We start from the raw sequence: 26,584 nt of genomic DNA on the forward strand, positions 1-26,584 counted from the left end.
CCCTCCCCAACCCCTCCCCACAAGGGGGAGGGGCTTTTCCGCAACCGCCTCTGGGATTTTGCGCCATCTCCGCTAAGTTGCGGCTAGCGGAGAGCGGGAGGCATCCCCGATCAGTCTCCCCCCTTGTGGGGGAGATGGCCGGCAGGCCAGAGGGGGTCTTTGCTTCCACCGAGCACATGCATCTGGGAGAGAACCATCCATGACCTATACCCCTGCCGAGAACCGCTACGAGCGGATGACCTACAATCGCTGCGGACGAAGCGGCCTGAAGCTGCCGGCGATCTCGCTCGGCCTCTGGCACAATTTCGGCAACGACACGCCGCATGCGACGAAGCAGGCGATCTGCCGGACCGCCTTCGATCTCGGCATCACCCATTTCGACCTCGCCAACAACTACGGCCCGCCGCCCGGTTCGGCGGAACTCGCGTTCGGCGAGATCCTGCGGACCGATTTCGCCGGCTACCGCGACGAGCTCATCGTCTCGTCCAAGGCGGGTTATGGCATGTGGGCCGGCCCCTACGGCGAGTGGGGCAGCCGCAAATACGTGATCGCCTCGTGCGACCAGAGCCTCAAGCGGCTCGGTCTCGACTATGTCGACATCTTCTATTCGCACCGCTTCGATCCGGATACGCCGCTCGAAGAGACCTGCGGGGCGCTCGACCACATCGTCCGGTCGGGCAGGGCACTCTATGTCGGGATTTCCTCTTACAATTCGAAGCGCACCCGCGAGGCGGTGGCGATCCTGAAGGCTCTCGGCACGCCGGTCCTCATCCACCAGCCGAGCTATTCGATGATCAACCGCTGGATCGAGGAGGACGGCCTCGTCGATACGCTTGAAGAGCTCGGCATCGGCTCGATCGTCTTCTCGCCGCTGGCACAGGGGATGCTGACGTCGAAATACCTGAACGGCATTCCGACCGGCAGCCGTGCCTCGCAGGAGAAGTCGCTCGATCCGGGCTTCCTCAACGAGAAGAACCTGGAGAACATCCGCGCGCTCGGCCGGATTGCGGAGCGTCGCGGCCAGACACTCGCGCAGATGGCGCTCGCCTGGGTGCTGCGCGGCGGGCGCATCACCTCGGCGCTCATCGGCGCCAGCCGTCCCGAGCAGGTCGAGGATTGCGTGAAGGCGTTGGAAAAGCCCGATTTCACCGCCGAGGAACTCGCCGAGATCGAGACCTATGCCAGGGAAGCTGACATCAATCTCTGGGCGGCGTCCGCCGAACGCAAGGGGCCGCCGCGGAAGAAGAAGTAAGATTGCTCTTACCTTCCCCTTGAGGTGGAGGGTCGGAGCGAAGCTCCGGGGTGGGGTGACGCGCAGGCTCAGTCGCCCGGGTCAGACGTTGATCACCCCCACCCGCCGCTTTGCGGCGACCTCCCCCTCAAGGGGAGGTGGGGCACAGCGCCGGCGGATGATCTCCCCCCTTGTGGGGGAGATGTCGGCGTAGCCGACAGAGGGGGTGTTTGCCGAGAAAAGGGAGGAGAAACGCGACATGATTATCAATCCCATCCTGCCGGGCTTCAACCCGGATCCGTCGATCTGCCGGGTCGGCGAGGACTATTTTATCGCGACCTCCACCTTCGAATGGTATCCGGGCGTCCAGATCCACCACTCGCGGGATCTGGTCAACTGGCGGCTCGTCTGCCGGCCGCTCAACCGCGCAAGCCAGCTCGACATGCGCGGCAATCCGGACAGTTGCGGCATCTGGGCGCCGTGTCTCTCCTACAACGAAGGCCTGTTCTGGCTCGTCTATACCGACGTCAAACGCTTCGACGGCAACTTCAAGGACGCGCACAACTACATCGTCACTGCGTCCTCCGTCATGGGTGAGTGGTCCGATCCGGTCTATGTGAACTCATCCGGCTTCGACCCGTCGCTCTTCCATGACGATGACGGGCGGAAATGGTTCGTCAACATGCAGTGGAACCACCGCACCGAGAGCTATGGCGGGACGCCGAAGCATCCGGCCTTCGACGGCATCCTGCTGCAGGAATGGGACGCGGAGAAGAAGCGGCTCGTCGGGCCGGTCAAAAACATCTTTCCCGGCAGTGCGCTCGGCCTCGTCGAGGGACCGCATCTCTTCAAGCGCAATGGCTGGTACTACCTGACGACCGCCGAGGGCGGCACCGGTTACGACCATGCGGTCACCATGGCGCGGGCGCGGACCATCGACGGCCCGTACGAGCTCCATCCGGACATTCACCTCATCACCTCGAAGGATCATCCGGAGGCGGTGCTGCAGCGCGCCGGCCACGGTCAGTATGTCGAGACGCCGGACGGCACGCCCTACCACACCCATCTCTGCGGACGGCCGCTGCCGCCCAAGCGCCGCTGCACGCTGGGCCGCGAGACGGCGATCCAGAAATGCGTCTGGCGCGACGACGGCTGGCTCTATCTGGAAGGCGGCGGCCCGGTCCCCGCAGTGGAGGTGCCGGCGCCGCGCGGCGATGTCGCCCGCGCGGAAGCTCCGGCCGTCATTGTACATGACTTTAGCGGACCGGAACTGCCGGTCGAGTTCCAGTGGCTGCGCTCGCCTGTGCCGGAACGGCTCTTCAGCCTCTCTGCCCGACCGGGTTTCCTGCGCCTCTTCGGCCGGGAAAGCATCGGTTCCTGGTTCGAGCAGTCGCTGGTCGCGCGGAGGCAGGAGCATCATCGCTTCCGCGCCGAAACGTCGCTCGAATTTTCGCCCGACACCTACCAGCAGGTCGCGGGCCTCACCCACTACTACAACCGCTACAAGTTCCATGCGCTCGGCATCACGCTGCATGAGAAACGTGGGCGGGTGATCACGATCCTGAGCTGCGCCGGCGATTATCCGAACGGTCGGCTGAGTTTCCCGCTGGACAGCGGGATTACCGTTCCCGAAGGCCGGCTCGACCTTTCCATGGAAATCCGCGACAACGACCTGCAGTTCTTCTGGCGGCCGGCCGGTGCCGTCGACTGGAAGCCGGTCGGCCCGGTGCTGGACGGCGGTGTCGTTTCCGACGAAGGCGGCCGTGGCGAGCACGGCTCCTTCACGGGAGCCTTTGCCGGCATGTTCGCCTTCGACATCACGGGTCAGGGCTGGCCGGCGGATTTCAGCCGGTTCGTCTATGAACGCCTCTAGCCGAGCCGCTCTGCGTGCCAGCGCAGGTGGTCGTCCATGAAGGTCGAGATGAAGTAGTAGGAGTGATCGTAGCGCTCATGCATGCGCAGTCTGAGGCCGATCTCGGTATCCTTGATCGCGTCCTCGAAGAGCCACGGACGCAGGCCGTTTTCGAGGAAGCTGTCGGCGCTGCCCTGGTCGATCAGGAATTCCGGGAAGCGGGCACCGTCGGCGACCAGCGCGCAGGCGTCGTACTCGCGCCATTTCGCCTTGTCGGGCCCCAAGTATTTCTCGAAGGCATCGACCGTCCAGTCGGCCGTCGACGGCTCGACGATCGGCGCGAAGGCGGAGCAGCTCTTGAAGCGCCCGGGATTCTTCAGCGCGATCGTCATCGCGCCGTGGCCGCCCATCGAATGGCCGAAGATGCCCTGCCGGTCCATGTCGACGCGGAAATGCTCGGCGACGAGCGTCGGGAGTTCCTCGGTGATGTAGGTGTACATCCGGTAGTTCTCGGCCCAGGGCGCTTCCGTGGCGTCGAGATACATGCCGGCACCCTTGCCCATCTTCCAGTTTGTGAGTTCGTCCGGCACGTCGTTGCCGCGCGGGCTCGTGTCGGGGCAGACGACAATCAGCCCGAGCTCGGCGGCCATGCGGCGATACTCGCCCTTTTCCATCACGTTCTGATGGGTGCAGGTGAGCCCGGAAAGATACCAGAGGACCGGCCGGCGCTCGAGCACGGCCTGCGGCGGCACGAAGACGGCAAAGGTCATCTCGCATTTGCAAGCGTCCGACTCGTGGGCGAAAACGCCCTGCATGCCGCCGAAGGCGGTGTTCTGCGACAGGATCTTCATCGTATCGTTGTTCCTTTTGCTGGTTCAGCCGGCGAGCGAGACCGCGGCGTTCACCGCGGCGGCCAGAAGGACCGTGTTGAAGAAATAGGAGACGACGGCATGCAGCAGGTTCAGCTTGCGCATGGCGGTCGTGGTCACGGCGGTATCCGAGGTCTGGGCGGTCATCCCGATGACGAAGGAGAAATAGAGGAAATCGTAGCCGCCGGGATCGGTCGTGCCGGGAAAGTCGAGGCCGCCCCTGTGTAGGCCGCTTTCGTGGGGCAATACCGTCTGGGGTCGCCAGTAGGCGTGGGCATAGTGCATCGCGGCCATGGTGTGGATGGTGAACCAGCCGGAGACAACGGCGCCGAAGGCGAGGACGAGCTTCAGCGCGCGGCTTTCCGCACCATTCAGCACGAAGAAGAGCGATACCATCGAAACGACGACGGCGGCGAGCGTGACCGTCAGGATCACCGAGGCCGGCTCGTCGGCGGTGTCGGCATGCCGTCGCAGGAAGGTGGCCGTCAGTCGTGGCAATCGCAGCCACATCAATGCCAGATAGCAGACGAAGAAGGCGATCGGCACCAGCTCTAGCGCCAGCTGCGGTGCGAGCGCCATGGCGATCGGCATCACCACGAGTGCAAAGACGAGCCCGCCCAGGAAGGGACCATGCCTATGTCCGATCACACGTTCGGAGAATTGCCGCATGCTGGTCTTGTTCCGTTTTCGTCTGCCCGCGGAAAGTCGGCGGCCGCGTGAATGCGGTGTCCGCTGTCGCAGGTTGCAGGTCTCCGTGCCGTCCGTCACTTTTTCACGCGACGGCAAAGCCTGTCAAAGGTTTCGAGGAATTGCGACCGGTCGCGCGGCGTGAAAGAAGCATTGTAGCCCTTGCTCTCGCCGGTCTCCCTGAGATGCGCCCCGAGATTGCGCATGGCCGTCGCCATGCCGATATTGGCCGTGTCGAAGACCCGCCCTGTCGGCCCGGTCACCAGGGCACCGGCGGCCACGCAACGTCCTGCGAGTGGCACATCGGCCGTCACGACGACGTCGCCGGGGCCGGCGCGCTCGGCGATCCAGTCGTCGGCGGCATCGAAGGCACCGGAGACGATGATGTTCTTCACCATAGGATCGCGGGACGGGCGCAGGCCCGAATTGGCGACGAAGGTGACTGGCAGGGCGTGGCGCTCCGCGACCTTCAGGATTTCCGCCTTCACGGGGCAGGCATCGGCATCGACATAGATTTCGGGCATGCCAAGACTACTTCTTCAAGCTGCGGGCATAAGATTCCAGCACCGCATTCATCCGGGTCTGGTATCCCTTACCTGTCGCCCTGAAGGCCTGCAAAACGGATTTCTTGACCCTCAACGTGACCTGTTCCGTTCCTTCCGGCTCGACCACAACTGCCTTCTTCCAGAAGGCGTCGTCGAGTTCGGGAATGTCGCTGGTGTCTATGTCTTCGTCTTGGAGCTTAGCCAGTTCATCCAGGCTGAGCTCGCTCTTGTAGCGCTTGGGCATAACGAGCGCGCTCCTTTCGCTTTGCCGGTCTTGCAGAGATCAGGCGTATCCGGCCGTTTCTATCGGTGTGGGTGACGACGACGATGGCGACCCCGTCGATTGCGCCGATGCTGTTGGTGCGAACTTCCCCGTAGTCAAATCGGTCGTCGGACGCGCTGATCACGACTCCTTCAAAAATCCGGCAAGCGGTCTCGAAGCTCAGCCCGTGCTTCGCAACATTCGAGGTGTTCTTTTCGTCATCCCATTCAAAGGTCATTGTAACTACAATCGCATCTACCGACAAGTGGATATAACAACACTGTGGCGTGTCAGCGCAGACCGACTTATGACGCTTGCCGCACCATGTCGACATGCAGGATGCCGTCTTCGAGATATTCTTCCGAAATCGGAACGAAGCCGAAGCCCGCGTAAAATCTCTGCAGGTGGCTTTGCGCCGATATCTCGATCGCCTCACCGGGATAGACCTTCTCGCAGGCGGTAATCGCCTCGCGCATCAGCGCTTCGCCGAGTCGCTTGCCGCGATGGGCGGGCGACACGGCGACGCGCCCGATGCGGGGCAGGTGGTCCGGCGTCGGCCGCCAGAGCCGCGCGCAGGCGATCAGGCCGCCGCCGTCCGTGAGCCGCAGATGCAGGCAATCCGCGTCGTTGCCGTCGAGTTCCGGATAGGCGCAGGCCTGCTCGACGACGAAGACGTCGACGCGCAGCTTCAGCAGTTCGTAAAGTTCGACGGCGGAGAGCTCGTCGAGCCTCCGCACGTCCACGTCATAGGCGCGGTGAGCGCTCAATAGAGCACCACGCTGCGGATCGATTCACCCTTGTGCATCAGCTCGAAACCCTTGTTGATGTCTGCGAGCGGCATGGTGTGGGTGATCATCGAATCGATCTCGATCTTGCCGTCCATGTACCAGTCGACGATCTTCGGCACGTCGGTGCGGCCGCGCGCGCCGCCGAAGGCCGTGCCCATCCAGGTGCGGCCGGTGACGAGCTGGAACGGGCGGGTCGAGATTTCCTGGCCCGCGCCGGCGACGCCGATAACGACCGACTTGCCCCAGCCGCGATGCGACGCTTCGAGCGCCTGGCGCATGACCTTCGTATTGCCGGTGCAGTCGAAGGTGTAGTCGGCCCCGCCGATCTGGTCGGCGCCGCGCTTGGTCATGTTGACGAGATAGGGCACGATGTCGTCGCCGACCTCCTTCGGATTGACAAAGTGTGTCATTCCAAAGCGTTCGCCCCATTCCTTCTTGTCGTTGTTCAAGTCGACGCCGATGATCATGTCGGCGCCGGCGAGCCGCAGACCCTGGATGACGTTGAGGCCGATGCCGCCCAGTCCGAAGACGATCGCCGTCGAGCCGAGCTCGACCTTGGCCGTGTTGATGACGGCGCCGATGCCGGTCGTCACGCCGCAGCCGATGTAGCAGATCTTGTCGAAAGGCGCGTCGGGGTTGACCTTGGCCACCGCGATTTCCGGCAGCACGGTGTAGTTCGCAAACGTCGAGCAGCCCATGTAGTGGTGGATCTTGTCCTTGCCGATCGAGAAGCGCGAGGTTCCGTCCGGCATCACACCCTGGCCCTGCGTCGAGCGGATCGCCGTGCAGAGATTGGTCTTGCGCGACAGGCAGGAGGGGCATTCCCGGCATTCCGGCGTGTAGAGCGGAATGACGTGATCGCCCTTCTTGACGCTCGTGACGCCCGGACCGACGTCGACGACGATGCCGGCGCCTTCATGGCCGAGGATCGCCGGGAAGAGGCCTTCCGGATCGGCGCCGGAGAGCGTGAAGTCGTCGGTGTGGCAGATGCCCGTCGCCTTGATCTCGACCAGAACCTCACCGGCCTTCGGCCCTTCGAGCTGGACGGTCATCACTTCGAGCGGCTTTCCGGCCTGGATTGCGACGGCGGCGCGTACGTCCATTGTTCTACTCCCTGAGATGTGTGAATCGGCCGTGACCTTGGCACGGGAGCTGCACCCGGCTCAAGGTCGAAGAGCGTCAGAGACTGCTCCGTTCGGGTTTCCGGTGCGGCAAAGAGGAGGTATCCAGGACAGAGGTCAGGCCACCAGCTGATCGTCGAGGAAGAAGGAGTCCGGGATCTGCAACCAGCGTGCCCGGGCGGCGGGTTCCTCCGGAGAGGGGTTTTCGGCCGCGATCCCTGCCTCTTTGAGAATGTCGAGCCATTCCGGCGCACGGATGCCTTTCGCCGAACCGTTGATCCGCAGGAGCGCCGCTCTCTCCCGTTCGCCGAGGAGAAGTCGCCCGTTGTCGCAGGCATGTTTCAGCACCCGCCGGACATAGGCAATGTCGGACGGCGAAAGGTGCCCATGTTCGGCCGCCCGGCCTGTCTGCAGGGGACCGCGCTCCTCTGCGAGTGCGATCGCAAGCTGGTCGAGGGCGAGGGCGGTCAGGGCAGCCGGTGCCGGCGGTGCGAGGTCGATCAGGTGGAGCAGAAGATCGAGCTCGTGCCGCGAGCGGACAAGGCCGTCCTCGATGAAGACCTGCTCGAACCAGAGAGCATTCATCGTGTCGAGCGAGCCCGCCGGATGGCAGCGGTTGATGATGTAGTCGGCCAGCGATTCGACGAAATAGTCGTGCCACTCGACACATTTTTCCGGACAGAGCGTGTCGAGCGCCAGCATCACTACGACGTCGTCGGAGGAACGGACACCCTCCGCAAAGGTATACTTGCGCAGCAGAAGGAGGTCGTCGGCCGTAAGCCTGTTCTTCCCGGCGATCACACATGCCGGAAAAGAGAGACGAAGTTCGCTCATCTTTGTTCCCGTTTCATCATGAAACTGGAAGCGAGCCTATGCGCGCCGGGTTTCCGGATGGTGAACGGACACGGTTAAACGGCGATGAACGACATCGCTAAATTGCCGCGCTTTTCGCGCGCTTCTGCTCGCGCCAGAGGATGAACAGGCCCGAGCCGACGATGATTGCGACGCCCGTCCACTTGGAAGCGTCGGGGAATTCGCCGAAGAGCGCGTAACCGAGCACGGTCGCGGCGATGATCTCGAAATACTGGAAGGGCGCGAGCACCGAGAGCGGCGCAAGCCGGAAGGCGCGCACGATCAGCAGGTGGATGTAGCCCGAGATCGAGCCGAGCAGGACGAGGAGACCGAGGCTGAGCCAGGAGGAGGGGAGCGACGGGGCGAGGTCACTCGCGCCCGTGCCGGTGCCGGCAAGGAGCGCGGCTCCCATGATGAGCGTGCCGCCGATCCCCGACATCGTCTGCATGGTCATCGGCGAGTCGGCCTCGCCGATCGCGCGATTGAGGAACATGTAGAGCGCGAAGAGAAAGGCGCAGGCAACGGGCAGCAGCGCCGTGAGCCCGAAGATCGCGTAGCTCGGCTGGATGACGATCATGGCGCCGCCGAAGCCGACGACGATCGCAAGCCAGCGCCGCCAGCCCACCCGCTCTTTGAGAAAGAGCGCCGAAAGCGCCGTGAGAATGAACGGCTCGACGAAGTAGATCGCAAAGACGTCGGCGAGCGGCATGTACTTGACCGCGGCGAAGAACATCAGGCTCGCCGCCCCGTGCAGGCAACCGCGCAGGAGGTTCATGTAGGGGCGCCTGGCGGCAAGCGCGTCACGCCTGCGCAGAAGGAAAAGCACCGGCAGCGTACAGGTCAGCTGAAAGAAGAAGCGGTAAAAGGTCACCTGTCCGGGCGACATGCCTTCCACGGTCGCCATGTATTTGGCGATCGCATCCATCACCGGCAGCACGAGCATGCAGGCAGCCATCAGGACCATGCCCTCGACGGGGCTCTGACGGCGGAGAGGCGTCGGGATCGTCATCGACTCGTGCTCCTTGGGTGCGGGAGCCCATGAAGCATGCCGAATGCTCGCAGATCAACCGTGCCGAGGAGCTCGTTCCGTCAGGCGCCGGCGATGGCGGACCTTCCTTCGCCCAGTGGCAAAGACGTTTCGGAAACCGTGGGGCCGAAGACCTCCTCGAAGGCGGAGCGCAGGCGGATGTCGACATCCGGCATCATCACCGGCAGGCCGAGGTCGACAAGGCTCGTCACGCCGTAGGCGGTGATCCCGCAGGGCACGATGCCGCCGAAGTGCGAGAGGTCCGGATCGACGTTGAGCGAGAAGCCGTGGAAGCTCACCCAGCGGCGCAGGCGGATGCCGAGTGCCGCCACCTTGTCCTCGGCCATGGAGCCATCGGCAAGCCGAGGCCTTTCCGGTCGGCGAACCCAGACGCCGACGCGATCCTCGCGGCGTTCGCCGCGCACGTTCATCTGTTCGAGCGTGCGGATGATGACTTCTTCCAGCGCGGCGACATAGGCACGGACGTCCTGGCGCCGCCGCTTCAGGTCGAGCATGACATAGCCGACCCGCTGGCCGGGGCCGTGATAGGTGTATTCGCCGCCGCGTCCCGTAGAGTGAACGGGGAAACGGTCGGGTTCCTTGAGGTCGGCAGGGTCGGCACTGGTGCCGGCGGTATAGAGCGGCGGATGCTCCAGCAGCCAGACGAGTTCGTCGGCGCGGCCGTCTGCGATCGCGGCGACCTCCGCCTCCATGGTGGCGAGCGCTTCCTCGTAGGGAACGAGGCCGTCGGAGATTCGCCAGCGCACCGGCGGCGAGCCGGGCAGGGGAAACATTTTCGCTTCGATTTCTGTGCGTTGCATGGTGGCGCCCGTCCTTTTCCCCTACTTGGCAAGAAAGCGCATCGACTTCAAGAGCCCGGAATTCCGGGCCTTCCGGAATGCCTCCACAGGGGCCCCAGAGGAATTATCAAAAAACTGTCACAGCGCCCTTGTGCACCCCGAACGCTTTTGCTACATGCAGCCCCGCCGGAGCAATTCGGCACCTACCACGATGCGGTCGTGGCGGAATTGGTAGACGCGCAGCGTTGAGGTCGCTGTGGGGCAACCCGTGGAAGTTCGAGTCTTCTCGACCGCACCAAAAACCCGGCTTCGGCCGGGTTTTTTGTTGCCTTACAGGCAGTTACGCCGCCAACGGGTCCGCGATCACACGCGTCCTCAGCCCCGTGCCTTCTCCCATTTCTTCGTCAATCGGTCGCGCTTCAGCTTCGACAGCCGCTGCAGCCAGAAGATGCCGTCGAGCTGGTCGATCTCATGCTGCATGCAGATCGCCGGGAAGCCCTCGAGTTCCTCCTCATGGGCCGTCCCATCGAGGTCCTGGTAACGGAGCTTGACAGCGCGAGGGCGGGTCACCGTTTCGGTCGCGCCGGGCATGGAGACACTGCCCTCGGTATGGCTCATCAGTTCGCCGGACGAAGACAAGACCTGCGGATTGACGTAGGTGCGCCGTCCGCCGATCTCCGGCAGGTCGAGCACCACGAGCCTTAGCAGGACGCCGATATGGGCGGCGGTGATCCCGACGCCCGGCGCCGCCTTCATCGTGTCGTAGAGGTCGTCGGCGAGTCTGGCGAGGCCGGGGCCGAAATCGCTCACGGGCGCACACGTCGCCTTCAGCGCCGGGTGCGGATAGGTGACCAAGGGGAGGACCGCCACGATATGCCTTTCTGTGCTGCGAATGCGTCGGAACAACAGGTTAGCAGGCTGTCTTCGCGTTTGCACACACCGGCACGCGATATCCTCGCTCGCGGTTGACAACGCGGTTTTTACCGCCATTCTCCAAGGCTGCCGGGATACGCAGGACGAGTTTATTTCTTAGGGTGAGGGCGCAGGCATGACGGATACCGGCGACGAATTCCTTGTTCGGCCCCCGCAGGACGAACTCCCCGACGACATTTATGCCGAGGACGGCTCCGTCCGTTCCGATTTCCTCGTCCTCGTTGGCGCGGCGATCGCCGACCGCGATACGCTGTTCCTGCGCCAGCGCGTCGCCCGGCTGCACGAATCGGAACTGGGTGACCTCATCGAGGCGATCCAGCCGGAGCAGCGTCTCGCCCTCGTGCGCCTCCTCGGCGACGACTTCGACCTGACGGCGCTGACCGAGGTCGACGAGGCGATCCGCCTGCAGATCGTCGACCAGATGCCGAACGAGCAGATCGCCGCGGCGATCGGCGAGCTCGATTCGGACGACGCCGTCTACATTCTCGAGGACCTCGACCACGAGGACCGCGAGGAAATCCTCGCCAAGCTGCCGTTCACCGAGCGGGTGCGCCTGCGCCGGGCGCTCGACTATCCGGAAAGCTCGGCCGGTCGGCGCATGCAGACGGAGTTTGTCGCCGTGCCACCGTTCTGGACGGTCGGCCAAACGATCGACTACATGCGCGACGAGGACGACCTGCCGGAGAGCTTTACGCAGATCTTCGTCATCGACCCGACCTTCAAGCTGCTCGGCACCGTCGACCTCGACCGCATCCTGCGCACCAAGCGCCAGATGAAGATCGAGACGATCATGCGTGAGACCAGCCACGCGGTGCCGGCCGAGATGGACCAGGAAGAGGCGGCGCAACTCTTCGAGCAATACGACCTCCTGTCGGCTGCCGTCGTCGACGAGAACGACCGGCTGGTCGGCGTCCTCACCATCGACGACGTCGTCGACGTCATCCAGGAGGAGGCGGAAGAGGACCTCCTGCGCCTCGGCGGCGTCGGCGACGAAGAACTGTCGGACAGCGTCGTCGAAACCTCGCGCTCGCGCGTGCCGTGGCTCGCCGTCAATCTCGTCACCGCCTTCATCTCGGCCTCGGTGATCTCGCTCTTCGAGGGCACCATCGAGCAGGTGGTGGCGCTGGCAATCCTGATGCCGATCGTCGCCGGCATGGGCGGCAATGCCGGTTCGCAGACGATGACCGTCACCGTGCGGGCGCTCGCGACCCGCAACCTCGATATCCACAACGCCTGGCGCGTCGCGCGGCGCGAGGCCGGCGTCGGCCTCATCAACGGGGCGCTCTTCGGCACGCTCGTCGGCGTCGTCGCCGCCATATGGTTCCGCGATGTCTCGATCGGCGGCATCATCACGACCGCCATGCTGATCAACATGTTCGCGGCCGCGATGGCGGGCATTACCATCCCGGTGCTGCTTCACCGGTCGGGCACCGACCCGGCGGTGTCCTCGGCGGTCTTCGTGACCGCGATCACCGACACGACCGGTTTCTTCAGCTTTCTCGGGCTCGCGACCTGGTGGTTCATGTCCAGCTGAACGACAAAATTGACTTGTACGTAAAAGTCAATAATATGACTGTTTCCAGATGAATCGGAACAGGCAGTGAAAAAGTATTACAGCATAACGGAACTGACGCGAGAATTCGGCGTCTCGACCCGGACCTTGAGGTTCTACGAAGACGAAGGCCTGTTGCATCCCGAGCGTCGCGGCCGAACGCGTCTCTATCGCGCTGCCGACCGCCGGCTGCTGCAGGAAATTCTGCGTGGCCGGCGCATCGGGTTCACCGTAGCCGAGATCCGCGAAATCGTCCAGGTTTACAAGGAGCCGCCGGGCGAGATCGGTCAGCTCAAGATGATGATGAAGAAGATCGACGAGAAGCGCGAGGAATTGCGCCAGAAGCGCAAGGATATCGACGAGACGCTCGCCGAACTCGACAACGCCGAGGAGGCTTGCCTCACGCGGCTCGTCGAGATCGGCGTCGGGACCTGACGCTTCTCAGATCCAGCGGCGGGTGCGCTGGCAGTATCGCTCGAACTCGATGCCGAAGCGGGCGAGCAGATGCATTTCCTCACAGCGGATCGCGACCACCGTCGTGACCACGGCTGCGGTGACGGCGGCGACGAAAAACCAGCTGTTGCCCGTCAACAGCCCGAAGGCGATCGTCATCAGCGTATAGCCGAGATAGATCGGATTGCGGGTGAAGCGGAACGGGCCGTTCGTCACCAGGCGCTGTGCGCAGCGGTTCGGAAGCACCGCCGTGTGGCATTCGAGGAGCGTCTTCACCGCCCAGATGTCGAGGGTGAGCGCGATGAGCGCGAGCACACCTCCGAGCGTCCAGAGGAGATAGCCCTCACGCGGCAGCGACGGCAGAAGGCCGACATAGCGATCGAGCAGCAACGCCGCGACGATCGCGACGCCGTAGAGCAGGGGTGGCCAGGGATACTTCAGCGGTTTCAGGCGGTAGGCGTTCATGATCATGTCCTGTCATTGGCTGACTGCGGTACACTCACGGGCTAGCTGCAACACACGTTCATCCTGATCCGGCTGGATTGCGCCAGACTGGAGAGGTTCGAAGAGGGACTGTTGCATCAGTTTGTCCAGGGTGCACGCGCAGAAGCGGCTGCAGAGCTCCGCCTGGCTGCCTTCGGCCCGGCAGCTCGTTTCGCAGCTCTGCAGATAGGACTGCATAGGATCAGGTTTCTGCGGCGGGACGATGATCGAGATCAAGTAGACGGTCGCGATCAACAGGGGCTGATGCAAAAGGTAGACGATGAGGCTGTGGCGGCCGGCAAAGCGCAGCACCGCCGGGCCTTGCGGCGCGTCGGCCAGCGTGTCGAGCCAGCCGCCGGCGCGCGCCAGGCGAGCCGCCGCGATCCCGAGCAGGAAGGCGCCGATCCAGGGAAGCAGCGGCACGTAGTCATTCGAACGCGGAAGATGCTCGGAAAGGCCGATCCACAGCAGGTAAGGCGCGTCGAAAACCTCCGAGCGGAGGTAGGCGGGCGCGGCGAGGGCGGCGAGAGCGGTAAGAACCGTCAGCGCCGGTGGCAGCCTGAGGAACAGGAGGCCGATCACGCTCGCCGCGGCAATATGGTGCAGAATGCCGAAGAAGATCATGCCGTCCGGCATGGCAACCGCCGTCGCGACGGTGATCGCGATCGCAGCCCCGGCCACCATCGCAAACCGCTTCAGGAACGATTGCGGCTTCAGTGTCGGATAATGGGCAAGCACCAGGCTGACGCCCGCCATGAAGATGAAGCTCGAGGCGATCGCGCGGGCATAGAGTTTCCACAGCCCTTGCGTCGCCGTGCCGGGTTCGATGTAGCCGAAGAATTCCAGATCCCAGGTGAAGTGGTAGGACGCCATCGCGACGAGCGCGATCCCCCTTGCCGCATCGAGCAGGCCGATCCGCTTCGAGGTTACAGGGCGATTGTCAGTGTCTGGGACTGCGGCCACGATCGATCCTTCGCATGCGAGAATTCTGCCCTGCGCACCGGCGCGGAGGGGTCATGCCACAGCGTCCAATCTGGTCGTTTTCAAGGCGCCGTGTCGGTCATCAACGCAAGACGCGCATCGGAGAAAAACTGTCGGCGTACCAGTACGAAGAAGATGATAAGCGATGTACCCACGAAGACGTAAGGGCTGACGAACCACCCCAGGTAGCCTATCGACAGAAAAATCGCGCGAAGGCCGGCATTGAACTGCTTGGCAGCGATGATGTTCATGCGGATGACCCGCTCCGCCATGCGTTCTGTCTCCGGCGGGTTCTTCTTGGCGTTCTCCGTCATCGGCAGCGTGCCGAAGAGAATCGTGCAGTAGTTGAACAGGCGGTAGGACCAGCCGAACTTGAAGAAGGCATAGCCGAAGATCGCGGTGAGCCCGATGACCTTGAACTCGAAACCCGAGCGGCCGCTATAAGTGATGAAGGGCAGGTCGCGGAACACGGTATCGACCTGCTCGGTGGCGCCGAGCAGCGCGAAGCAGCCGCCGATCGCGAAAATCGAGGTCGAGGCGAAGAAGGCCGTGCCGTTCTGCAGACCGGCCAGGATCTGCGTATCGATCATCTTGAGGTCGCGGGTCAGCGAATTGTGGATCCATTCCCGCCGCCGCTCGGCCATCGCCTGGGTCAGGCTCGGGCGGTTGAGGATCTTTGCCCCGCCGGTCAACCAGGAGAAGACGACCCAGAGCACCAGGAAAAGCGCGAGGGCGAAAAAGTCGATGAATGTCATGGCGATTCCCGTGGTTGCTGGCGGGAAGATTAAGCCGCCGGCCGGTCGTCGGACAAGTATTCACAGTTTTGTAAGACTTTGGCGGGGATTGTGGCCGGTGGCGGTTCCATAAGAATTATGCAAAATTCGATCTAACCGTTTGAAACTGCATAAATCCATGCATTTTTGGAATGGCTACCCTGCGGAACGTGCCACTGTTTTGCCATTTTTGCAGTTGCGGGAGTCCGTGAATTTGAATAGACCGGTGCCCAGAAAAGCGGTCGGGGGACGGCTTTTCGCCATAGGCGAACAATCGGAGTGATAATGGAAGATAGCGTCCAGAAGTCTTGCTGGGGCGTTACCCTGCGGGCGTTGACGGGATTTGCAGGCGTTTTGTTCCTGGCCTATCTTTTCGGAACCATCTGAACTCGTTTTTGACGAGAATTCCGCAGCGCGGTTCGCAAGGACCGCGCTGTCGTCGTTTTTGCGTCCCTTTCGATGTCGCGCCGGCTAAAGCGGATGTCGGTTGCCCGCCGCGCCGGCTTCTGGTCATAGTCTAGCCTCACGATTCAAGTTTTCGGATCTCCTGAGGCGCGCCCGCACATGTTTCTTTCTGTTTTCGACGTATTCAAGATCGGGATCGGCCCGTCGAGCTCCCATACGATGGGGCCGATGACGGCCGCCAAGCGTTTTCTCGATCTCATCCTCTCGGATGACTGGCCTCGGCCGAGCGGTGCGGCGGTGGCGGCACTGAAGGTCAGCCTGCACGGATCGCTCGCCTATACCGGCATCGGCCACGGCACCGGCCGTGCCGTCATCATCGGCCTGACGGGCGAGGAGCCGGACCGCGTCGACCCGGACCGGATGGACGACATCATCGCCGCTGTCGAGCAAGAAGGGAAGGTGGCGCCGCCCGGCCATCCCGCCTACCGCTTCGTGCCGAAGGACGATCTGGTCTACGACAAGAAGGTGCCCTTGCCGGGGCACGCGAACGGCATGCGCTTTACCGCCCTCGACCGCGACGGGCGGGTGCTGCTCACCACCGTCTACTATTCGATCGGCGGCGGCTTCGTCGTCACCGACACCGAACTTGCCGCCATGCAGAAGCAGAAGAAGCAGGCGGCGACCCAGAAGGTGCCCTATCCCTTCGCCACGGCGAAGGAGATGCTCGAGATGGCGCACCGCTCGGGCCTCACCATTGCCCAGATGAAGCGGGCGAACGAAGAGACGGTGATGGATCGCGCCGCGCTCGATGCCGGCCTCGACCGCATCTGGGAGGCGATGAGCGGCTGCATCGATCGCGGGCTCAAGCAGGAGGGCCGCCTGCCGGGCGGGCTCAACGTCAAGCGCCGGGCCCGGTCGATCCACGACAAGCTCGAGGAGGAGTGGCGCTCCAACCGGCAGAACCCGCTGCTCGCCAATGACTGGCTCTCCGTCTACGCGATGGCGGTCAACGAGGAAAATGCCGCCGGCGGGCGGGTGGTGACCGCACCGACCAACGGGGCGGCCGGCGTCGTGCCGGCGACGATCCGCTATTACCTGCATTTCCATCCGGACGCCGACCAGGAAGGCATCCGCGACTATCTCCTGACGGCGGCGGCGATCGGCGGGATCATCAAGCACAATGCCTCGATCTCGGGCGCCGAAGTCGGCTGCCAGGGGGAGGTGGGGTCGGCCTCCGCGATGGCGGCGGCAGGCCTCGCGGCGGTCATGGGCGGTTCGCCCGAGCAGATCGAGAACGCCGCCGAGATCGCGCTGGAGCATCATCTCGGCATGACCTGCGACCCGGTCGCGGGCCTCGTGCAGGTGCCCTGCATCGAGCGCAATGCGCTCGGTGCGGTCAAGGCGGTGACGGCGGCCTCGCTTGCGCTCAAAGGGACGGGCGAGCATTTCGTGCCGCTCGACGCCTGCGTCGAGACCATGCGCCAGACCGGCCACGACATGAGCGAGAAATACAAGGAAACCTCGCTCGGCGGGCTTGCGGTCAACGTCGTCGAGTGCTGACGACCTGTCTGTCCGGCGGGGCTTGACCGTCCCGCCCAAAGGCGTATCACCGTCGCCATGACACTGCATCTGATCAAGCTCTGCGTCGGCGCGGAGTCGCTCGAGGATCTCAGGCAATGGGTCGCCGAGCGCTCGCTGACGGCCATTGCCGCGGGCCTCGAACCGCATAGCTCCCACGTCACCCGCATGGTGCCCAAGCGCGCGGACGAACTGCTGGACGGCGGCTCGCTCTACTGGATCATCAAGGGGCAGGTCGCCGCACGCCAGCGGCTTCTCGACATCAAGACCTTCACCGGCGGCGACGGCATCACCCGCTGCGAGCTGGTCCTCGGACCGGAGGTCATCGAGGTGGCTCCGGCGCCGCGCCGTCCGTTCCAGGGCTGGCGCTATCTCGATGCAGACGCCGCGCCGAGGGATCTCAACGCCTCGGGCGCCGATATCGAGGACATGCCGGACGACCTGCGTCGGGAACTCGCCGAACTCGGCCTGCTTTAGTACGAAAATGTCCGGGCGCATCGCTTTAACGGAAGCGAAACGTCCTTCCCCGATCCTACCCCACAACAAATGTGACGGGGGCAGATGACGGTCGGCGACGAGGTAGTAAAGATGGAGGGGCATCTTGCTGTGCGGATGGTGCGGAATGACGCGGCTGCGTTTGAGCGTCTTCTTGTCGAGGTCGCCCGCACCGTGCAGCGTCGGGAGGTGTCCGCCGAGACCATCCTCGTCGACGTCTTCAACATCAACCGCACGCTGAAATTCATCGACGCGGTCTGGCAGGCGAGCGGCATCGAGCTCGACGTCAACAGTTTCTACCTGTGGCCGACGCTTCGCGATCTCGCGGGCGCGATGGCCGACGGCTCATACCGGAATGTCCCGAAACGGATCCGGATTCGCCAGGGCACCGCGCCTGAAACGCTCGTCGTCTTCGCCGGAGGCGCGAGCTGCTTTCTCGAAATGAAGGATTTCGTCAACGCACTCGCCTTCGATGGCACCGTCTACGGCATGGCGCTCACACCGTTCGGCCGCCCTGCTGCAACGCCTGCGGTGATCGCCGACGAGGTCGCTGCCTGCCTTGCCGAACTCGACGCATCGGGGTTCGCGCCGCCTTACCGCTTCGTCGGCTATTCCTTCGGCGGCCTCGTCGCGCTTGAACTCTCCCGCGCGCTTGCTGCCCGCGGTGTCGGGGTGGACTTCTTAGCCCTCGTTGACAGCCCGCAGAGCGAGCATGCCTGGCCACTGCGCATCTGGCTCTCCTTCGCCGCCGGGCGTCTGCTTTCCAGGGGTGGACAGGCGCCGGCCACGGGCCCCGAGGAGCCTTCCAGTGAGCCTTCCAAGATGCAGCGAGGCAGCCGGCTCGCAAGGTACCGTCGGACGCTCCGCCGTCTCGCCTTCCGTTTCCTGAGTCCCAAGACGGAATCCTACCCGACCTTCGTGCCGCAATGGCAGGGCGGCTATCCGCCGGCCTATGATCTCGCGGCCCGGCAGCTCCTGCGGATGAAGGGGCTCTTTCGCCCCTCGCGATACGAGGGGCCTCTGGTCTTCTACCGGACGGAGGGCGGTTCGCCCGTCGACTGTGACCCAAAGCTCATCTGGGAGTCTTACCTTCCGGCGGCGGAATGGGTCGATGTCTCCGGCAACCACCAGACCATTACGATCGGCCGGCACGCCCGCGCGCTCGCCGCCGACGTCAGTCGCCGGCTCGCAGCTATGAAAAAGGCATAGGGGCCACACTGGTCTTGTTCGATGCTCCCGTCCTTGCGGAGCCGACGCCATGTGGAAAGCGAGCTTTCAGTGACGCAGCGTCTGTGAGAACCTGGCGTCCCTGAAGGCATCCTGACAATCGAACCGGGAGCGACAAACGTGGAAATTCACAGAGCAGGCAGCAGGCCGTCCGCCAGAGGCCCGTCCGAATGGTTTACCGGAACCGTGAGAATCGACCCTCTCTTTGCGGCGAAGGATCCCGCGAGGGCCGCCGGTAACACGGTCACCTTCGAGCCCGGTGCGCGAACCGCCTGGCATACGCATCCCCTGGGGCAGGTGATCGTCGTGACCTCCGGATTGGGCCGGGCCCAGCGCTTCGGCGGGCCGGTCGAAGAGATCCGGCCGGGCGACGTCGTATGGTTCGAACCGGGAGAGAAGCACTGGCACGGTGCAGGGCCGACCACGGCGATGACGCATATCGCCATCCAGGAGACCCTCGGAGGCAAGGCCGTGGATTGGCTGGAGCACGTCACCGACGGAGAATACGGCGCCTGAAGGCCGTCACCGGTCAGGTTGGCCGGTTTTTACCGACGCGGCCTGCTCCTTGAGCCAGACGCGGAACGATTCGGCGGCGGGGCTGAGCCGCCGGTGCTCGGGCATGACGAGCCAATAGGCCGTCTTCTCCGAGCGAACGGTCGTGGCGAAGGGCTGCACCAGTCGGCCGCTCGCCAGATGGTCGCCTATCAGGAGCAGACGGCCGATCGCGACTCCCTGGCCGTTCAGAGCCGCCTGCAGGGCGATGTTGTAGTCGGTGAGCTGCAGGATGCGGGCCCGGCGAAAGTCGACGCCGACCTCGCCGAACCATAGCTCCCATCCGAGCGGGTTCATCGAATCGAGCAGCGTCTGCGACAGCAGGTCCGCAGGCTCGATGAAGCCGGAGCCATCTCCGAAGAGTGACGGGCTGACGACCGGGCTCAGTTCTTCGTTCATCAGCCACTCCGTCCTGACGTCCACCCAGGGACCGGCGCCGAAGCGGATGGCGAGGTCCACGTCGTCCGATACGAAGTTCGTCAGGCGCAAGGTCGGCTCGAGGTCGACGTCGATCTCGGGATGCCGCGACATGAAATCCGGAAGGCGCGAAACCAGCCAGTTGGCGGCGAAGGAGGGCAGGACGCTGACCCGCACCGTCTGTCGTCCGGCCTGCCGGCGCGCATCTGCCGTCGCACTGGCGATGATCGTAAAGGCCTCAGTCGTTCTGTCCAGATAAGCGGCACCTTCGGGCGTCAGCTCTATGCTCTTGGCCTTGCGGACAAAGAGGCGCACGCCGAGCATGTCCTCGAGCTGCCTTATGTGGTGGCTGACCGCGCTCTGGGTGATGAGGAGTTCCTCGCCCGCACGCCGGAAGCTCAGCAGACGGCCGACGGCTTCGAAGGCCCGCAAAGCCTGCAATGGCGGCAAGACGACCGATGCGCGCATGAAGATTCCTTGAGTTATGACATTAGTTCAATCGATCGCACGATAACAAAGTTTGAATTGGAAGCAATCGGCGTCGCGGTGCATCTTCCGGGCAATTCTCAGGGAGATAGCCATGTCAGAAACCATTGCATCCAGACTTTCCGCGCTCGGTCATCGTTTGCCGGTCGCCTCGGCCCCGGCGGCGAACTACGTCTCCACCGTCCGAACCGGCGATCTTCTCGTCGTGTCGGGGCAGATCAGTACCAGGAACGGTGCTGTCCTGACAGGGACGGTCGGCGCCGGCGTTTCGAGCGAGGAGGGCCGCGTCGCCGCCGAGTGCGCCGCGATCAGCGTCCTCTCCCAGATCGCCGCCGCGACCGGCGGCGCACTGGCGTCGGTCCGGCGCGTCGTGCGCCTCGGTGTCTACATCGCCTCGTCCCCGGATTTCGAGAAGCAGTCGGAAGTCGCCAACGGAGCTTCGGATTTGATCGTCGGCGTCTTCGGCGATGCAGGACGACACGCCCGCGCGGCGGTCGGCGTCGCGGCGCTGCCGGCCGGCGCCACCGTCGAGATCGAGGCGCTGGTGGAGCTGGAGCCCGAAGCATGAGTGACGTGCTGGACGTCGAAGAGCTCCGCTCGGAAACGCCGGGCTGCAAAGCGGGTGTGCATTTCAATCACTCCGGCGCTTCGTTGCCGTCCCGGTCTACCCTCGAAACGATCTGGGACTATCTGCGCGAGGAAGCCACCGACGGCCCGATGGAAACTGCAGCGAGGGCGAGCGAACGTCTCGATGCGGTGCGCGTCGATGCCGCGTCCCTGATCGGCGCCGATCCGGGCGAGATCGCGTTTACGGGGAGCGGATCGGCCGCCTGGGGCATGGCGTTCGCGTCGCTGCCGCCGCTTGCCGCCGGGGACCGCATTCTCGTCGGGCGGCAGGAATGGGGCGGGAACCTCGCGACCATGCAGGCCGCTGCGGAACGTGCCGGTGCGCGCATCGAGGTTATCCCCGTTTGTGAGGACGGCAGTGTCGACGCCGCCGCGCTCGCATCGATGATGGACGAACGGGTACGTCTGGTGTCGCTGACATGGCTTCCGGCAAACGGCGGGCTCATCAACGATGCCGCGGCCGTCGGGCGAGTCGCCAGAGCGGCGGGCGTTCCCTATTTCATCGATGCCGGCCAGGCGCTCGGCCAGGTTCCGATCGATGTTGCGGCACTCGGCTGCGACGTCCTGAAGGCGGCCGGGCGGAAATTCCTCCGGGGTCCGCGCGGTACGGCGCTGCTCTATGTCAGGCGAGGGATCCTGTCACAGCTCACGCCACCCTATCTGGATGTCGGGTCCGGTCCGATCGCCGACGGCAAGGTTGATGTCCGCAACGACGCGCGCCGCTTCGAGGCCGCCGAAAATTCTCCGGCCCTGCTGCTCGGCCTCGGTGACGCCATCCGCCGGGCAAGGTCGCTCGGCGTGGAGGCCATCCGCGACGGGATCGCTTCGCTGGCGGATACACTCCGCAACAATCTTCGCAGTGTCCGGAACGTCACCGTGCGGGATCTCGGATCGCAGCGCTCGGGGATCGTTTCCTTCACCGTCGAGGGGATGGCGCCGACGGAGGTCCGTGCGCGGCTCGCCGAAAGAGGGATTGCGATTGGTGCGAACGGCGTCCCGTACACGCCCCTCGACATGACGGCGCGCGGACTGGACCAGATTGCGCGTGCCTCCGTCAGTTATCTCAACACCATGCCGGAGATCGCGCTCCTTTCGGACGCGGTTGCAGACATGGCGCGCGGGGCGTGACGGCGCCGCCTTCCATAAACGCCCCGACCGGGCCGGCTTTGTCCGGCCTGCAGAGACTTTCAACACCATGACAGGAGTGAACCATGGACTTGGGCATCAAAGGCAAACGGGCGCTGGTCTGCGCCGGTTCGAAGGGGTTGGGCCGGGCGGTCGCGGAAAAGCTCGCCGAGGCCGGGGTGATCCTGACGCTGAATGCCCGCGAGCCGGGGCAGTTGCGCACGACGGCCGAGGCGATCGGCGACACCTACGGGACGCATGTGGAGACCGTTGCTGCCGACGTGACGACGGAAGAAGGCCGCAATGCCCTTCTTCGCGCCGAGCCGCAGCCCGATATTCTCATCACCAATGCCGGCGGTCCGCCGCCAGGTGACTGGTCGACGGTCACCGAAGACGATTGGCTCGGAGCGGTCGGGGCGAACATGCTCGCGCCCATTCTGCTCATGCAAGCCGTGCTCCCAGGCATGGTCGAGCGGAAATGGGGACGGATCGTCAACATCACCTCGGCCTCCGTCCGGTCACCGATCCCGGAGCTCTGCCTTTCCAACGGGTCCCGCACCGGCCTCACCGGTTTCGTCGCCGGGACTGCAAGGCAGGTCGCCCGCCACGGCGTCACGATCAACAATCTGCTGCCCGGATCGCACCGGACGGAGCGCATGGAGAAGCTTCTGGAGAGGTCCGCCGAAAGGCGGGGCATATCGATCGACGAGGCGCGCGCCGAGGAATATGCGCAGAACCCCACAGGCCGCGTCGGCACGCCGGACGAGTTCGGCGCCGCTGCAGCATTCCTCTGCAGCCAGTATGCCGGCTACATCGTCGGCCAGAACCTGCTGCTCGACGGCGGCGCGTTCAACGCCACGTTCTGATCGCCCCTCTTTGGCGGCCCGTGAAGTTTGTTCTCGCATAGTTGGTCCGCCGGCATTACATAGGCCCACGGGACCGATCCAGTGGGGCGAACGGGCGGATCTCGGTCCGGAACGGGTTTGAACAAGACGGGAAAGAGAGCGTTGCAGGAGCCTGTGAAGAAAGAAGGAACGCGGTATTTCAAGGCTCCCGTCTTTGCCGTCGCGCCGATGATCGACTGGACGGATACCCATTGTCGCGTCTTCCACCGGCAGCTCACCCGCCGCGCGCTGCTCTATACCGAGATGATCGTCGCCGATGCGGTGATCCACGGCGACCGCGACCGGCTGCTCGGCTACGCGCCCGTCGAACATCCGCTCGCGCTGCAGCTCGGCGGCTCGGACCCGGGCAAGCTCGCCGAGGCGGTGAAGATCGCCGCCGATTACGGCTATGACGAGATCAACCTCAATGTCGGCTGCCCCTCCGACCGGGTGCAGTCCGGCACCTTCGGCGCCTGCCTGATGCGCACGCCGGAGACGGTGGAGCGCTGCGTCGCGGCAATGAAGGCGGCGTCTCCCGTGCCGGTGACCGTCAAGTGCCGGATCGGCGTCGACGACCAGAACCCGCACGCCGTGCTGCCGGATTTCGTCGCGCGGATGGCGGCGGCCGGGGCGGATGCCATCTGGATCCACGCCCGCAAGGCGTGGCTGCAGGGGCTCTCGCCGAAGGAGAACCGCGACGTGCCGCCGCTCGATTATGAGCTGGTGCACCGGCTCAAGCGGGAGAACCCGGAGCTCTTCCTCGGCATCAACGGTGGCATCCAGACGATCGAGGCGGCCCTTGCTCATCTCGGGGTGATGGACGGGGTGATGCTCGGGCGCGCCGCCTACAACAATGCGACGCTGCTGACCGAGGTCGATGCGGCGATCTACGGCGAGGAAGAACGGCGGCCGGACTGGGATGCGGTGCGCGACGCGATGATGGCGCACGCCGCGCGCCACATCGCCTCGGGCGGGCGGCTGATCCACGTCACCCGCCACATGGTCGGGCTGTTCCAGGGCTTTGCCGGGGCCAGGCGCTACCGGCAGATTCTCTCCACCGACGGGGCGCGGCCGGGGGCGGGGCCGGAGGTGATCGCCGCCGCCTTCGCCGCGGTCGACACCGAAGCCGGGCCGAGGCGCGCGGCCGGCTGACGGCGAATCCTTCTCCCGAAACGGAAAACGGCGCCCCGGATGGAGCGCCGTGTCCGCCGGCCACCAGGGCCGGACATCATGCAAAAAGCGGTTCGCCGTAACGGATCAGGCGAGCTGGATGTTGACCGCCTTCGGGCCCTTGCCCATGCGGTCGGGCTCCGTGTCGAAGGTCACCTGCTGGCCGTCCTGCAGGCCCTGCATGCCCGAAGCGTGCAGCGCGGTGATGTGGACGAACACGTCCTTGCTGCCGCCGTCCGGCGTGATGAAGCCGAAACCCTTGTCCTGATTGAAGAATTTTACGGTGCCCTTGGTGGCCATGGGATATTCCTTTTCCCTTGTCAGATGGTGTTTCCCGTCTCCGTCACCGGAACCGGGGCATTTCGGTCCTCCCGGGAAGGTGAGGACCCGTCGGAAGGCGCGATATCGGGAATGAACGTCTTTCGGCGGGAGAAGGCCCCCAAGGAAGCAACCACGCAGGCGGTCCAAAAACGAACGGTTCAGTCTCCGGGATATGTAGCCCGAGCGGCGCACCCTACAGAGGACGCCGGCAAAGGCAAGTGAGAAAAACCTAAAACGGCATAAGCTGATTTGCAAGCCCCTGAATCCCTTGGGATTTTGGGGGAGGTGGTTACTTTTTTCTGCCCACCTGATGCCGTTGGGCACCAGAGTGGCACCGGTGCGGCTTCTACGAATCTGCCGGCGTGCTTGATGCCGCCCCAATCCGGGGTTAGGAAAGCGGGCACGACAGACCCATTTTGCCACGAAGACAGGTGCCGCCTTTGATCGACCCTTACGCGACGCTCGGACTGGACCGCGACGCCGACGCGGCCGCCGTCAAACGCGCCTACCGCCGGCTCGCCAAGACCGCCCATCCGGACGGCGGCGGCGACATTTCCGCCTTCGAGACGGTGACCGCGGCTTACGACCTCCTGCGCGACCCGGTGCGCCGCAAGGTCTATGACGACACCGGCTACGACCCGCAAATGGCCGACGCGCTCGACCTCAAGGGCCTGATGGTGCTCGAGACGCTGGTCAACGACATCATCCTCGACGAGCGGGAGCCCGGCAGCTTCGATCCGGTCGCCGCACTCCGCCGCAAGCTCACCGACGACATCCTGAAGAACCGCTTCCACATCCTCGAACTCGAACGCCACCGCAACCGGGTGCGCCAGCACATGGACCGGCTCGCCCGCCGCCCCGGCGCCGACGTGCTCGGCTCGATGCTGCGCGCCCGCAGCCAGTCGATCGCCGAGGCGATCCGCACCGCCGAGCGGCAGATCGAGGCGATCGAGCAGGCCTATGCGATGATCGAGGGCTATGCCTACGAGCTGGAACCGGTCACGCCCGCCGCGCCGCGCCCGCCGATGGCTGCGGATGCCGAGGCCGCAGAGATCGAGGTCGAGATGGAAACGGCCGACGACATCGCGGCCGCCGCGCCGGCGGAGATCCTCGAAACGGCGGGCATGGCCGAACCGGCCGAGGCGCCGCGCGCCGCCGAATAGGTCCATCCGCGTCGAACCCTGCGCCATGGCGGTCAGCCCGCGCCGTCCTGCGGTGGGGCCTTGAAGAGCCACGGACGGTATCGGCGCTGCTCGGGATCGCCGGCGATCCAGCCGAGGATCCGTGCGCCGTAGAGGGGATGATCGAAGCCGAAGGCCGTCTCGAGCAGAGAGATGGCGCGGCGGCGCTCGTCGATCTCCGCCTCGTGTCCGTTCTCGGGTTCCGGCCAGGGATCGGGCGCACGGCCGAGCCGGGCGAATTTTGCCGCGAAATCATCGGGCACCCAGGCGCGGGTCTCCTCGGTGATGTGGCCGGTGCAGCGCGGCCATGGCGGCGGCGCGAGCGGCCCCGTGCAGCGGCCCTGACGGCGGCAGCGGCGGGTCCGGCAGGTCTTCGTGAAACCCATTATCGCGACGGCGGTGCGCAGCAGCAGTTCCATCGGCGGCTCGGGCAGCGGCAACGGTCCGTCCGTCCGGTCCTCCGGGTCGGAGCCGTCGCTGCCGGGATTTTTCGGGGCAGGGGTGTCGCGGTCGGTCATGGCGTCTCCTCTCTTCGCCGGCTCTCTCTATCGGCTTTCCGGGCCGTCCCCCGTCCGGCGGGAGGCGCGCGGGAAAAATGTCAAAGCTCCGCCGCCGGTCGGGATCGCTCCCTCCGGGTCGGGTCATTTCAGTCTCGGACGCGGCGCCGCAGGGGGCCTGTCAGAGTATCAAGTATGTGGCTCCTTGCGGCGCCCCGTTCGGCGTTCTTTCCCGCTGCATGCGTCTCTCTGGCATGGCGGCGCCTTTGCCGAAACTCTGAAGTCTCGACATCGGCCGGCGCGGATCGGCATCGAGCGCTCATCCGTCCGGTGACGGACCTTCGCTGACGCCTGGCCGGTGGCCCGGGAAGATCCCGCCGGATGGTACCGTCCGGCCTGACCCTCGCCGG

Annotated in this window: 29 protein-coding genes, 1 tRNA gene and 1 pseudogene; 14 read left to right on the forward strand and 17 right to left on the reverse strand. The window is 64.7% G+C overall.

Annotated elements, in window-relative coordinates; all coding sequences use genetic code 11:
* Positions 1-199 precede the first annotated feature (199 nt).
* Both mgrA and EUU22_RS15200 read left to right on the forward strand, forming a co-directional pair.
* Complete coding sequence (gene mgrA / locus EUU22_RS15195) at positions 200-1,252, forward strand: L-glyceraldehyde 3-phosphate reductase (protein WP_129332795.1); 1,053 nt, start codon at positions 200-202, stop codon at positions 1,250-1,252.
* A gap of 238 nt (positions 1,253-1,490) precedes the next feature.
* Positions 1,491-3,104: a glycoside hydrolase family 43 protein gene (locus EUU22_RS15200; RefSeq protein ID WP_129332796.1), complete on the forward strand. Its 1,614-nt coding sequence runs from the start codon at positions 1,491-1,493 to the stop codon at positions 3,102-3,104.
* On the opposite strand, the gene fghA is transcribed toward EUU22_RS15200, so the two are convergent.
* The 10 genes from fghA to lipB all read right to left on the reverse strand — a co-directional run bounded on the left by fghA (position 3,101) and on the right by lipB (position 10,055).
* Positions 3,101-3,934 carry an S-formylglutathione hydrolase gene (gene fghA / locus EUU22_RS15205; protein WP_129332797.1) on the reverse strand — a complete coding sequence of 278 codons (834 nt, stop codon included), beginning with the start codon at positions 3,932-3,934 and terminating at the stop codon, positions 3,101-3,103. The genes EUU22_RS15200 and fghA overlap by 4 nt on opposite strands.
* Before the next feature lie 24 nt (positions 3,935-3,958).
* Complete coding sequence (locus EUU22_RS15210; protein ID WP_129332798.1) at positions 3,959-4,621, reverse strand: DUF1345 domain-containing protein; 663 nt, start codon at positions 4,619-4,621, stop codon at positions 3,959-3,961.
* Positions 4,622-4,716: 95 nt separating this feature from the next.
* Positions 4,717-5,163 (reverse strand): YaiI/YqxD family protein, encoded by a 447-nt coding sequence (locus tag EUU22_RS15215; RefSeq protein WP_129332799.1) that lies wholly within the window; start codon positions 5,161-5,163, stop codon positions 4,717-4,719.
* A 7-nt stretch (positions 5,164-5,170) separates the two neighbouring features.
* On the reverse strand, positions 5,171-5,428 hold the full coding sequence (locus tag EUU22_RS15220; protein WP_129332800.1) for a BrnA antitoxin family protein: 258 nt from the start codon (positions 5,426-5,428) through the stop codon (positions 5,171-5,173).
* The gene (locus EUU22_RS15225; RefSeq protein WP_342635423.1) at positions 5,391-5,780 is read right to left on the reverse strand and encodes a BrnT family toxin; all 390 of its coding nucleotides are present in this window, start codon (positions 5,778-5,780) and stop codon (positions 5,391-5,393) included. The genes EUU22_RS15220 and EUU22_RS15225 overlap by 38 nt, the downstream gene beginning before the upstream one ends.
* The gene (locus EUU22_RS15230) at positions 5,752-6,213 is read right to left on the reverse strand and encodes a GNAT family N-acetyltransferase (RefSeq protein ID WP_129332802.1); all 462 of its coding nucleotides are present in this window, start codon (positions 6,211-6,213) and stop codon (positions 5,752-5,754) included. The genes EUU22_RS15225 and EUU22_RS15230 overlap by 29 nt, the downstream gene beginning before the upstream one ends.
* Complete coding sequence (locus tag EUU22_RS15235; RefSeq protein ID WP_129332803.1) at positions 6,210-7,337, reverse strand: S-(hydroxymethyl)glutathione dehydrogenase/class III alcohol dehydrogenase; 1,128 nt, start codon at positions 7,335-7,337, stop codon at positions 6,210-6,212. Before EUU22_RS15235 ends, EUU22_RS15230 begins: the two co-directional genes overlap by 4 nt.
* 135 nt (positions 7,338-7,472) lie before the next feature.
* The gene (locus EUU22_RS15240) at positions 7,473-8,189 is read right to left on the reverse strand and encodes a hypothetical protein (protein ID WP_129332804.1); all 717 of its coding nucleotides are present in this window, start codon (positions 8,187-8,189) and stop codon (positions 7,473-7,475) included.
* Positions 8,190-8,286: 97 nt separating this feature from the next.
* On the reverse strand, positions 8,287-9,216 hold the full coding sequence (locus EUU22_RS15245; protein WP_129332805.1) for a DMT family transporter: 930 nt from the start codon (positions 9,214-9,216) through the stop codon (positions 8,287-8,289).
* A gap of 80 nt (positions 9,217-9,296) precedes the next feature.
* Positions 9,297-10,055, reverse strand: coding sequence for a lipoyl(octanoyl) transferase LipB (lipB, locus tag EUU22_RS15250; protein ID WP_129332806.1), 759 nt, complete (start codon positions 10,053-10,055; stop codon positions 9,297-9,299).
* Positions 10,056-10,247: 192 nt separating this feature from the next.
* Here lipB and EUU22_RS15255 point away from each other — a divergent pair.
* A tRNA-Leu gene (locus tag EUU22_RS15255) sits at positions 10,248-10,332 on the forward strand.
* Between the two features lie 77 nt (positions 10,333-10,409).
* On the opposite strand, the gene EUU22_RS15260 is transcribed toward EUU22_RS15255, so the two are convergent.
* Positions 10,410-10,904: a peptide deformylase gene (locus EUU22_RS15260; RefSeq protein ID WP_129332807.1), complete on the reverse strand. Its 495-nt coding sequence runs from the start codon at positions 10,902-10,904 to the stop codon at positions 10,410-10,412.
* A gap of 178 nt (positions 10,905-11,082) precedes the next feature.
* On the opposite strand from EUU22_RS15260, the gene mgtE reads away from it, so the two are divergent.
* Both mgtE and EUU22_RS15270 read left to right on the forward strand, forming a co-directional pair.
* On the forward strand, positions 11,083-12,501 hold the full coding sequence (gene mgtE, locus EUU22_RS15265; protein ID WP_129332808.1) for a magnesium transporter: 1,419 nt from the start codon (positions 11,083-11,085) through the stop codon (positions 12,499-12,501).
* Positions 12,502-12,567: 66 nt separating this feature from the next.
* Positions 12,568-12,954, forward strand: coding sequence for a MerR family transcriptional regulator (locus EUU22_RS15270; protein WP_114361723.1), 387 nt, complete (start codon positions 12,568-12,570; stop codon positions 12,952-12,954).
* A gap of 6 nt (positions 12,955-12,960) precedes the next feature.
* Here EUU22_RS15270 and EUU22_RS15275 read toward each other — a convergent pair whose 3' ends face one another.
* From EUU22_RS15275 to EUU22_RS15285, 3 genes are all read right to left on the reverse strand, one after another.
* Positions 12,961-13,437 carry a methyltransferase family protein gene (locus tag EUU22_RS15275; RefSeq protein WP_129332809.1) on the reverse strand — a complete coding sequence of 159 codons (477 nt, stop codon included), beginning with the start codon at positions 13,435-13,437 and terminating at the stop codon, positions 12,961-12,963.
* Positions 13,438-13,449: 12 nt separating this feature from the next.
* The gene (locus EUU22_RS15280) at positions 13,450-14,418 is read right to left on the reverse strand and encodes a heparan-alpha-glucosaminide N-acetyltransferase (protein ID WP_129332810.1); all 969 of its coding nucleotides are present in this window, start codon (positions 14,416-14,418) and stop codon (positions 13,450-13,452) included.
* Positions 14,419-14,498: 80 nt separating this feature from the next.
* The gene (locus tag EUU22_RS15285; protein WP_129332811.1) at positions 14,499-15,191 is read right to left on the reverse strand and encodes a DUF599 domain-containing protein; all 693 of its coding nucleotides are present in this window, start codon (positions 15,189-15,191) and stop codon (positions 14,499-14,501) included.
* A 582-nt stretch (positions 15,192-15,773) separates the two neighbouring features.
* On the opposite strand from EUU22_RS15285, the gene EUU22_RS15290 reads away from it, so the two are divergent.
* The 4 genes from EUU22_RS15290 to EUU22_RS15305 all read left to right on the forward strand — a co-directional run bounded on the left by EUU22_RS15290 (position 15,774) and on the right by EUU22_RS15305 (position 19,430).
* On the forward strand, positions 15,774-17,174 hold the full coding sequence (locus EUU22_RS15290) for an L-serine ammonia-lyase (RefSeq protein WP_129332812.1): 1,401 nt from the start codon (positions 15,774-15,776) through the stop codon (positions 17,172-17,174).
* A gap of 57 nt (positions 17,175-17,231) precedes the next feature.
* Complete coding sequence (locus tag EUU22_RS15295) at positions 17,232-17,669, forward strand: DUF1489 family protein (RefSeq protein WP_129332813.1); 438 nt, start codon at positions 17,232-17,234, stop codon at positions 17,667-17,669.
* Between the two features lie 84 nt (positions 17,670-17,753).
* The gene (locus EUU22_RS15300) at positions 17,754-18,896 is read left to right on the forward strand and encodes a thioesterase domain-containing protein (protein WP_129332814.1); all 1,143 of its coding nucleotides are present in this window, start codon (positions 17,754-17,756) and stop codon (positions 18,894-18,896) included.
* Positions 18,897-19,034: 138 nt separating this feature from the next.
* Positions 19,035-19,430: a (R)-mandelonitrile lyase gene (locus tag EUU22_RS15305; protein WP_129332815.1), complete on the forward strand. Its 396-nt coding sequence runs from the start codon at positions 19,035-19,037 to the stop codon at positions 19,428-19,430.
* Positions 19,431-19,436: 6 nt separating this feature from the next.
* Here the strand turns inward: EUU22_RS15305 and gcvA are convergent, their stop codons facing one another.
* Positions 19,437-20,351 carry a transcriptional regulator GcvA gene (gene gcvA / locus EUU22_RS15310; protein ID WP_129332816.1) on the reverse strand — a complete coding sequence of 305 codons (915 nt, stop codon included), beginning with the start codon at positions 20,349-20,351 and terminating at the stop codon, positions 19,437-19,439.
* A 112-nt stretch (positions 20,352-20,463) separates the two neighbouring features.
* Here gcvA and EUU22_RS15315 point away from each other — a divergent pair, with 112 nt between their 5' ends.
* The 4 genes from EUU22_RS15315 to dusA all read left to right on the forward strand — a co-directional run bounded on the left by EUU22_RS15315 (position 20,464) and on the right by dusA (position 24,157).
* A complete protein-coding gene (locus EUU22_RS15315; RefSeq protein ID WP_129332817.1) occupies positions 20,464-20,937 on the forward strand; it encodes a RidA family protein in 474 nt (157 codons plus the stop codon).
* Entirely contained in the window at positions 20,934-22,124 is a 1,191-nt protein-coding gene (locus tag EUU22_RS15320; RefSeq protein ID WP_129332818.1) for an aminotransferase class V-fold PLP-dependent enzyme, read from the forward strand. Before EUU22_RS15315 ends, EUU22_RS15320 begins: the two co-directional genes overlap by 4 nt.
* 83 nt (positions 22,125-22,207) lie before the next feature.
* The gene (locus EUU22_RS15325) at positions 22,208-22,987 is read left to right on the forward strand and encodes an SDR family oxidoreductase (RefSeq protein ID WP_129332819.1); all 780 of its coding nucleotides are present in this window, start codon (positions 22,208-22,210) and stop codon (positions 22,985-22,987) included.
* Positions 22,988-23,140: 153 nt separating this feature from the next.
* The gene (gene dusA, locus EUU22_RS15330; protein ID WP_280956495.1) at positions 23,141-24,157 is read left to right on the forward strand and encodes a tRNA dihydrouridine(20/20a) synthase DusA; all 1,017 of its coding nucleotides are present in this window, start codon (positions 23,141-23,143) and stop codon (positions 24,155-24,157) included.
* A 105-nt stretch (positions 24,158-24,262) separates the two neighbouring features.
* Here the strand turns inward: dusA and EUU22_RS15335 are convergent, their stop codons facing one another.
* A complete protein-coding gene (locus EUU22_RS15335; protein WP_114361730.1) occupies positions 24,263-24,475 on the reverse strand; it encodes a cold-shock protein in 213 nt (70 codons plus the stop codon).
* Positions 24,476-24,936: 461 nt separating this feature from the next.
* On the opposite strand from EUU22_RS15335, the pseudogene EUU22_RS15340 reads away from it, so the two are divergent.
* Positions 24,937-25,548 (forward strand): annotated as a pseudogene (locus EUU22_RS15340) (J domain-containing protein); the annotation flags it as partial.
* A gap of 143 nt (positions 25,549-25,691) precedes the next feature.
* Here EUU22_RS15340 and EUU22_RS15345 read toward each other — a convergent pair.
* A complete protein-coding gene (locus tag EUU22_RS15345; protein WP_129332822.1) occupies positions 25,692-26,195 on the reverse strand; it encodes a hypothetical protein in 504 nt (167 codons plus the stop codon).
* Positions 26,196-26,584: the final 389 nt, after the last annotated feature.

This window comes from Ciceribacter ferrooxidans (assembly GCF_004137355.1).
GTDB classification, from domain to species: Bacteria; Pseudomonadota; Alphaproteobacteria; order Rhizobiales; family Rhizobiaceae; genus Allorhizobium; species Allorhizobium ferrooxidans.

Coding starts and splice junctions, on each gene's coding strand:
- EUU22_RS15225 (WP_342635423.1), bottom strand. CDS start 5,780: ATGTCGACATGGTGCGGCAAGCGTCATAAGTCGGTCTGCGCTGACACG.
- mgrA (WP_129332795.1), top strand. CDS start 200: ATGACCTATACCCCTGCCGAGAACCGCTACGAGCGGATGACCTACAAT.
- EUU22_RS15240 (WP_129332804.1), bottom strand. CDS start 8,189: ATGAGCGAACTTCGTCTCTCTTTTCCGGCATGTGTGATCGCCGGGAAG.
- EUU22_RS15335 (WP_114361730.1), bottom strand. CDS start 24,475: ATGGCCACCAAGGGCACCGTAAAATTCTTCAATCAGGACAAGGGTTTC.
- EUU22_RS15300 (WP_129332814.1), top strand. CDS start 17,754: ATGACGGTCGGCGACGAGGTAGTAAAGATGGAGGGGCATCTTGCTGTG.
- EUU22_RS15320 (WP_129332818.1), top strand. CDS start 20,934: ATGAGTGACGTGCTGGACGTCGAAGAGCTCCGCTCGGAAACGCCGGGC.
- mgtE (WP_129332808.1), top strand. CDS start 11,083: ATGACGGATACCGGCGACGAATTCCTTGTTCGGCCCCCGCAGGACGAA.
- EUU22_RS15325 (WP_129332819.1), top strand. CDS start 22,208: ATGGACTTGGGCATCAAAGGCAAACGGGCGCTGGTCTGCGCCGGTTCG.
- EUU22_RS15235 (WP_129332803.1), bottom strand. CDS start 7,337: ATGGACGTACGCGCCGCCGTCGCAATCCAGGCCGGAAAGCCGCTCGAA.
- EUU22_RS15215 (WP_129332799.1), bottom strand. CDS start 5,163: ATGCCCGAAATCTATGTCGATGCCGATGCCTGCCCCGTGAAGGCGGAA.
- EUU22_RS15285 (WP_129332811.1), bottom strand. CDS start 15,191: ATGACATTCATCGACTTTTTCGCCCTCGCGCTTTTCCTGGTGCTCTGG.
- gcvA (WP_129332816.1), bottom strand. CDS start 20,351: ATGCGCGCATCGGTCGTCTTGCCGCCATTGCAGGCTTTGCGGGCCTTC.
- EUU22_RS15200 (WP_129332796.1), top strand. CDS start 1,491: ATGATTATCAATCCCATCCTGCCGGGCTTCAACCCGGATCCGTCGATC.
- EUU22_RS15275 (WP_129332809.1), bottom strand. CDS start 13,437: ATGAACGCCTACCGCCTGAAACCGCTGAAGTATCCCTGGCCACCCCTG.
- EUU22_RS15295 (WP_129332813.1), top strand. CDS start 17,232: ATGACACTGCATCTGATCAAGCTCTGCGTCGGCGCGGAGTCGCTCGAG.
- lipB (WP_129332806.1), bottom strand. CDS start 10,055: ATGCAACGCACAGAAATCGAAGCGAAAATGTTTCCCCTGCCCGGCTCG.
- EUU22_RS15290 (WP_129332812.1), top strand. CDS start 15,774: ATGTTTCTTTCTGTTTTCGACGTATTCAAGATCGGGATCGGCCCGTCG.
- fghA (WP_129332797.1), bottom strand. CDS start 3,934: ATGAAGATCCTGTCGCAGAACACCGCCTTCGGCGGCATGCAGGGCGTT.
- EUU22_RS15345 (WP_129332822.1), bottom strand. CDS start 26,195: ATGACCGACCGCGACACCCCTGCCCCGAAAAATCCCGGCAGCGACGGC.
- EUU22_RS15220 (WP_129332800.1), bottom strand. CDS start 5,428: ATGCCCAAGCGCTACAAGAGCGAGCTCAGCCTGGATGAACTGGCTAAG.
- EUU22_RS15210 (WP_129332798.1), bottom strand. CDS start 4,621: ATGCGGCAATTCTCCGAACGTGTGATCGGACATAGGCATGGTCCCTTC.
- EUU22_RS15315 (WP_129332817.1), top strand. CDS start 20,464: ATGTCAGAAACCATTGCATCCAGACTTTCCGCGCTCGGTCATCGTTTG.
- EUU22_RS15245 (WP_129332805.1), bottom strand. CDS start 9,216: ATGACGATCCCGACGCCTCTCCGCCGTCAGAGCCCCGTCGAGGGCATG.